This is a genomic window from Ruminiclostridium hungatei (assembly GCF_002051585.1).
GTDB lineage: Bacteria > Bacillota > Clostridia > Acetivibrionales > DSM-1351 > Ruminiclostridium > Ruminiclostridium hungatei.
This window is the reverse complement of the sequence record NZ_MZGX01000046.1, coordinates 1-4,887: the sequence shown is the minus strand read 5'-3', so window position 1 is coordinate 4,887 and position 4,887 is coordinate 1. Positions and strand designations below refer to the sequence as shown.

Sequence of the window (4,887 nt, the reverse complement as noted above, 5' to 3'; positions counted from 1 at the left end):
TGTCTTATGATATTCTGCTTTCCTTCACTCATCCCAGGTGTTTTTCTCGGTCTTCCCATAATTTAAAAGCCTCCTGTGTTTTATTCTATCACAGAAGGCTTTTACAGAAAATTTCTCGCAGTCTCATTTTACCTTGTCCACATTTACACCTTCCCTTATCCACTTCTTCATCGTAACAATCCCAATTCTTGTCATCAATTCTGTCTCTTGCAAACATAGATTTTATTCCTTTTCGTATTTAAGTTATTTTTGTTAACTTTAGTATTTTTGCCCTACCCGTTTTTATCAGATTGCGATACTAAACTGGCAGCCAAAGATTTTGTTTCACTACTGTATTTATCACTGTTTAAAACTCTAGAGGCAATGTCCTCCATACCCGCACCAGTTTGATTATTGGGATTTCTCTGAGATAAAACAGAGCCCGCCAGCTGCCTTTGAATGTTTGATGAGTTATGATTGTTAAGTATATTTGCAGCCTTGCTCCCCATTGATTTACTTGTTACCTTATGATTCATATTGATTCTCCTTTCGTCTACATGCAATAGATTTGTTCAAATGTGTGCCGGTAAAGCAAATTATTATTATTTTGATTATTTAAGATTATGCACTATATGCATTTTTTCCATAAACATAAAAATCGAGCTCATTATCAGAAAGTACACAGTCCCAAATATCTCTTTCTGTTACCTGCTTCTTTCTAAATCTATCAGCTATGTGTGGATTATTTTCAGCAAAACTTCTTGCAAAGGCCTTATGATCTTGACCTTTCACCTCAATTTCATATAGCTCCTTTTTTGTAGGTGGTACATAAAAATAACCTTCTTTCTTTGTATATCGCTTATGAACTAACTCTGTCTTCTTTTCAAGGTGAAAAGATTGTCGATAAGTCAGTACATGCTTTTGTATATATTGGGCTACAGAAATAATAAACTTTCTACGAACAATAATTTTAGGCACTAATAATATTTTCTTACCGCCTATAATCAAAGAATTACCAATTAAAGTAGCCCACTCCTTTTTAGATGCATCCCAATAATTGCCTAAATTGTATTGCTTTTGTGACATGTTGATATTTAGTTTATTACATTGCTGAGTCGTGAACTTATAAAGCTGACCTCTAATAATATTTGTTATCAAATCAGACATTCTATCCTCTGCAAAATTATTAACAAACACACACAATTCTGATGGTTTTTCTACTAGACCTTTCTCTATAAGGCATTGTTCTGCAACTGTTCTAAAGATATTACGAAGACTATCTGGTTTTGAACCTTTCCCGCGTGACTGTGCAACTGATAAGCCTAGTTTAGTTTCATTAGGCTCTTTTCCAAAAGCAACCAACTTATCTAATCTTGCATAGTTTTTGGTTTTGCAGCATTCAAAAACATTGTCAAAATAGTCTTGCAAAATCTTTTTGGTTTCAATACACCAGGATGTGGGTAATCTATCAATTAGAGTTGGGTCTATGTAAAGCTCGGTATCTGTATCAAGATTTATATCTATAAAATCAAAAAGCTTGTGACCTTTAGTAGTAAAGCCGAATTTTTCTGAAATATTCATTATTATTCCTCCTCGTAAAAATAGGTTTAGATGAGTTAATGCACCAAGTGTTTGTGTTATATATAAAAGTTCTAAACATTTACTTTGACCCAACTGGTAAAAGCTTAGGGCTATATTTTTCGCAATAAAAAACAGCCTTGCGGCTGCTATATATTTTTAATCAATACTCTTCATAGAATTTCAAAATAGTTAAATATTTTTTTAAATTCTTAAAATAGTGTGTTTCTTCTTCACATATTAAGTTATCAATTTCGTTTTCAATCCAAAACTGTGAATCAATGTTGCCCTTAATATCACGTCGATTATCAGAAGTCTTATTTGCTAGTACCATGGGAGAAATAGCTTCTGATATATCCAATGTGCAATGGTCACTCCTTACTTTCCATAATAAATGTTGACCATCATGCCATATTATTACTGCATTATCATTAAAAAACCGTATTAGTTGTATTGCAGCTACTGATAATGATGTTCCAAATTTTTTTGAAACTTGTTCAATTAATTTAAAAGTTAAATCTCTTTTTGTAAGTATATCTAATAGAGCTCTTCTTGGTAATAAAAGCTCAGCAGCAAAATCATTTGCCTCTTGCTCTTCATCATTTTGAGTTTTATATGTATTAAAAAAATCTTGTAAGCATACATAGGAGCTATGATGAATAAGTAAATGACCAATTTCATGTGAATAAGTAAATCGTTCTTTTTGTGGACTGCTTGGAGTGGGAGTTAAGGCAATAAGACGTTTTATACCCTTACTTTTACATGCGCCTTCAACACCATCACCCAAATACATTCGGATTACTCTTATCATTAGTTGTTCTGCAACATAGTTTAAATCAATGTACTCATTTGGATTAATCCCCAAATCTTGCCTAAGTTTATACGCTGTCAGGAATCCTATATCTGATTTACTCATCACCAAATTCCTCATCAAATAACTTATTTAGCTTTTTAGTTGCCTCATCAGTTTTAGAGTTACGATGTGACCTAAAATTTGCAACAGAAGGAAGATTATATATAGATTCTTTATGAGCATCAACTTTATTAAATATTGTTTTAAACTTATCTGTTTCCTTGGAAGATTTAAGAAGAGCTATGAACGGAGTAAGCTCTTGAAATTCTTTAAAATCATTTATGCTCAAATTGTCCTTAAAGTACTTAATATCAATGTTATCCCCAGCATTCAACATATCTGTATAAATGCGTAAAGCATAATCAATTGTAATCATTTTTTTACCCTCCTATACGTTAATGTCTAAATCATTAAAAATCCGTCGCTCATTTATAAATTTTCTCAAAATTATTTTTAAATGATATTATTGCTCGTCTAAAAAGCGAGTCTACAGCATCTTCACTTTTACCAGCTAATTGTGCTGCTAGCTTAAATGGCATATCATTAAAAACTCTTAGAACTATGATTGTTCTTTGTTCATCTGACAGCATATTAAGTGCTTCCTTTACAGCATCAATCTGTTCCTTTTTTACAATTATTTTCACAGGGTTGTCATAGAGGTCAATACCTTCAACATTCAAGGCATCTTCAATTGATATAATATTTTTTGATTCCTTTGCTTTTTTGCGATGTTTTTCTAGTATAACGTTATGTGCATAACCAATTATGAATGTTTGAAACTTTGAACTTCCATTATATAAATGCTGATTAGAAATTGCTCTCATCATAGATTCTGAAATTATATCCTCTTTATCATTTTCAGAAAGATATGTGTTACCTTTAGTACAGGAAAAAACATACCTTTTTAAAGATGGATAAGCATTTCCAAATAGCTTTTCTCCAGATTCCCTATCGCCACATAAATATTTATCCAAAAGATCAAGATCTTCAGGATGTTTTACTTCACCCACATTAAATACCCCCATTCTATTAGTAAATACAAATCCGTGTTTAATTAAATTTATCTAAAATCGATATCAAAAAAATTGTAACACAAGATTACATAAACGACAAATATTAGTAAAATTTGTTTACTCAAATATTATATCTGGGAATATTTTGCACTAAAAATTAATTTTTAAATAATATCAAACTATTCTTCTTTGTGACTATAAAAGTAAAGTAATTATCATATGGGTTCATATTCTGATATCTACTATCTGTATGTTAGTTATTTTTTCTTCATTACAACTAAAAATTTAACTAATTTAGTATATTAGATAAATAGTATATTAGATATAAAAAGAATGATATTAGATTATTTCCAGGCCATTATCAAAAAAATATTATACCAATAAATTACAATTTAATTATTTTTTCCTATTAACTTTTCAACTTCAATTGCTATAATTTCTTTAAGCTTATTCTCATCCCATACTAATTCTTTTTCTTTAGATATTTTTTCTTTTATAGCCTCAGTGATATAGTGACCTTTACTTCTTTCAGGCAATTTCTCAAGTTTTTTAATAACTTCTTCATCACTTATAAGAATAGTAAATTTTCTACTCATTTTTACCTCCATAACCCTTTGAATTATTATACTACTTATTGCGTAATATTACAACTTATGGTATAATAATTGTATTCTTAATAAATAAATAGTAGAATTAAATTGCTTAAATTTAAGTATGTGAGGAAATATAAACATATGAAAACTCGAGATATAGATATTCGTTCACAACTTCATATAAATTTGAAACAAGAACATCTCAATCACTTCGATACATTAATCATAGACGAACTTGGTCTTTGTCAAGGAGACGCAAGAGTTGATGTTGCAGTGGTTAATGGATCTATACATGGATATGAAATTAAAAGTGATAGTGATACCCTTGAAAGGTTACCTGGACAAATCGACGTTTATAATAAGGTATTGGATTCCGTTACTATAGTAACAGGAAAGTGCCATAGTGAAGGTATACTAAAATTAGTTCCTGAGTGGTGGGGAATAGAAATTGCTGAAAAAACAAACGACAATGAAATTGAATTTTCTCTTTTGAGAAAGGAAAGCCCAAATCCCCAAATTGATCCTTATTCACTTGTCCAACTATTATGGAAAGATGAAGCTTTAGACCTTTTAAGAAGATTTGAACTAGAAAAAGGCTACGTAAGTAAGCCAAGAAATAAAATATGGGAAAAGCTTGTTGAAAGCTTTTCCCTAGAAGATTTAAAATATTATGTTAGAGAGCAACTTAAACTCCGAAAAAACTGGAGAGCTGATTGATAACAAAAGTTATATGATGATTTGTACGGCTCTGTGAGATTTTTTCTGTAAATCGCTCTCTGTGACGATAGCAAAATTGGTTTTTGGAGCCAGAGGTGCAGAAACCAGCCACCGCGAAGCGGCGTGGCCTTGATTACGCTCTTGGCAAATGCTA

7 protein-coding genes are annotated in these 4,887 nt (G+C 31.0%); 1 reads left to right on the top strand and 6 read right to left on the bottom strand.

The window, feature by feature from the left end:
* Positions 1 to 272: 272 nt before the first annotated feature.
* The 6 genes from CLHUN_RS21225 to CLHUN_RS21200 form a co-directional block, all read right to left on the bottom strand.
* On the bottom strand, positions 273 to 515 hold the full coding sequence (locus CLHUN_RS21225; RefSeq protein WP_080066688.1) for a hypothetical protein: 243 nt from the start codon (positions 513 to 515) through the stop codon (positions 273 to 275).
* Positions 516 to 600: 85 nt separating this feature from the next.
* On the bottom strand, positions 601 to 1,560 hold the full coding sequence (locus CLHUN_RS21220; protein WP_080066687.1) for a hypothetical protein: 960 nt from the start codon (positions 1,558 to 1,560) through the stop codon (positions 601 to 603).
* A 160-nt stretch (positions 1,561 to 1,720) separates the two neighbouring features.
* Positions 1,721 to 2,473 (bottom strand): ImmA/IrrE family metallo-endopeptidase, encoded by a 753-nt coding sequence (locus tag CLHUN_RS21215; RefSeq protein ID WP_165755823.1) that lies wholly within the window; start codon positions 2,471 to 2,473, stop codon positions 1,721 to 1,723.
* On the bottom strand, positions 2,466 to 2,786 hold the full coding sequence (locus tag CLHUN_RS21210; protein ID WP_080066685.1) for a hypothetical protein: 321 nt from the start codon (positions 2,784 to 2,786) through the stop codon (positions 2,466 to 2,468). Before CLHUN_RS21210 ends, CLHUN_RS21215 begins: the two co-directional genes overlap by 8 nt.
* Before the next feature lie 49 nt (positions 2,787 to 2,835).
* Positions 2,836 to 3,420, bottom strand: coding sequence for an RNA polymerase sigma factor (locus CLHUN_RS21205; RefSeq protein WP_165755822.1), 585 nt, complete (start codon positions 3,418 to 3,420; stop codon positions 2,836 to 2,838).
* Between the two features lie 395 nt (positions 3,421 to 3,815).
* Positions 3,816 to 4,019, bottom strand: coding sequence for a hypothetical protein (locus CLHUN_RS21200; protein ID WP_080066683.1), 204 nt, complete (start codon positions 4,017 to 4,019; stop codon positions 3,816 to 3,818).
* Positions 4,020 to 4,157: 138 nt separating this feature from the next.
* Between CLHUN_RS21200 and CLHUN_RS21195 the strand changes: the two genes are divergently transcribed.
* A complete protein-coding gene (locus CLHUN_RS21195; RefSeq protein WP_080066682.1) occupies positions 4,158 to 4,733 on the top strand; it encodes a sce7726 family protein in 576 nt (191 codons plus the stop codon).
* Positions 4,734 to 4,887: the final 154 nt, after the last annotated feature.

Bases quoted from the DNA above. Each gene is read 5' to 3' on its own strand.
- CLHUN_RS21220 (WP_080066687.1), bottom strand. From the start codon at position 1,560: ATGAATATTTCAGAAAAATTCGGCTTTACTACTAAAGGTCACAAGCTT.
- CLHUN_RS21225 (WP_080066688.1), bottom strand. From the start codon at position 515: ATGAATCATAAGGTAACAAGTAAATCAATGGGGAGCAAGGCTGCAAAT.
- CLHUN_RS21210 (WP_080066685.1), bottom strand. From the start codon at position 2,786: ATGATTACAATTGATTATGCTTTACGCATTTATACAGATATGTTGAAT.
- CLHUN_RS21200 (WP_080066683.1), bottom strand. From the start codon at position 4,019: ATGAGTAGAAAATTTACTATTCTTATAAGTGATGAAGAAGTTATTAAA.
- CLHUN_RS21215 (WP_165755823.1), bottom strand. From the start codon at position 2,473: ATGAGTAAATCAGATATAGGATTCCTGACAGCGTATAAACTTAGGCAA.
- CLHUN_RS21195 (WP_080066682.1), top strand. From the start codon at position 4,158: ATGAAAACTCGAGATATAGATATTCGTTCACAACTTCATATAAATTTG.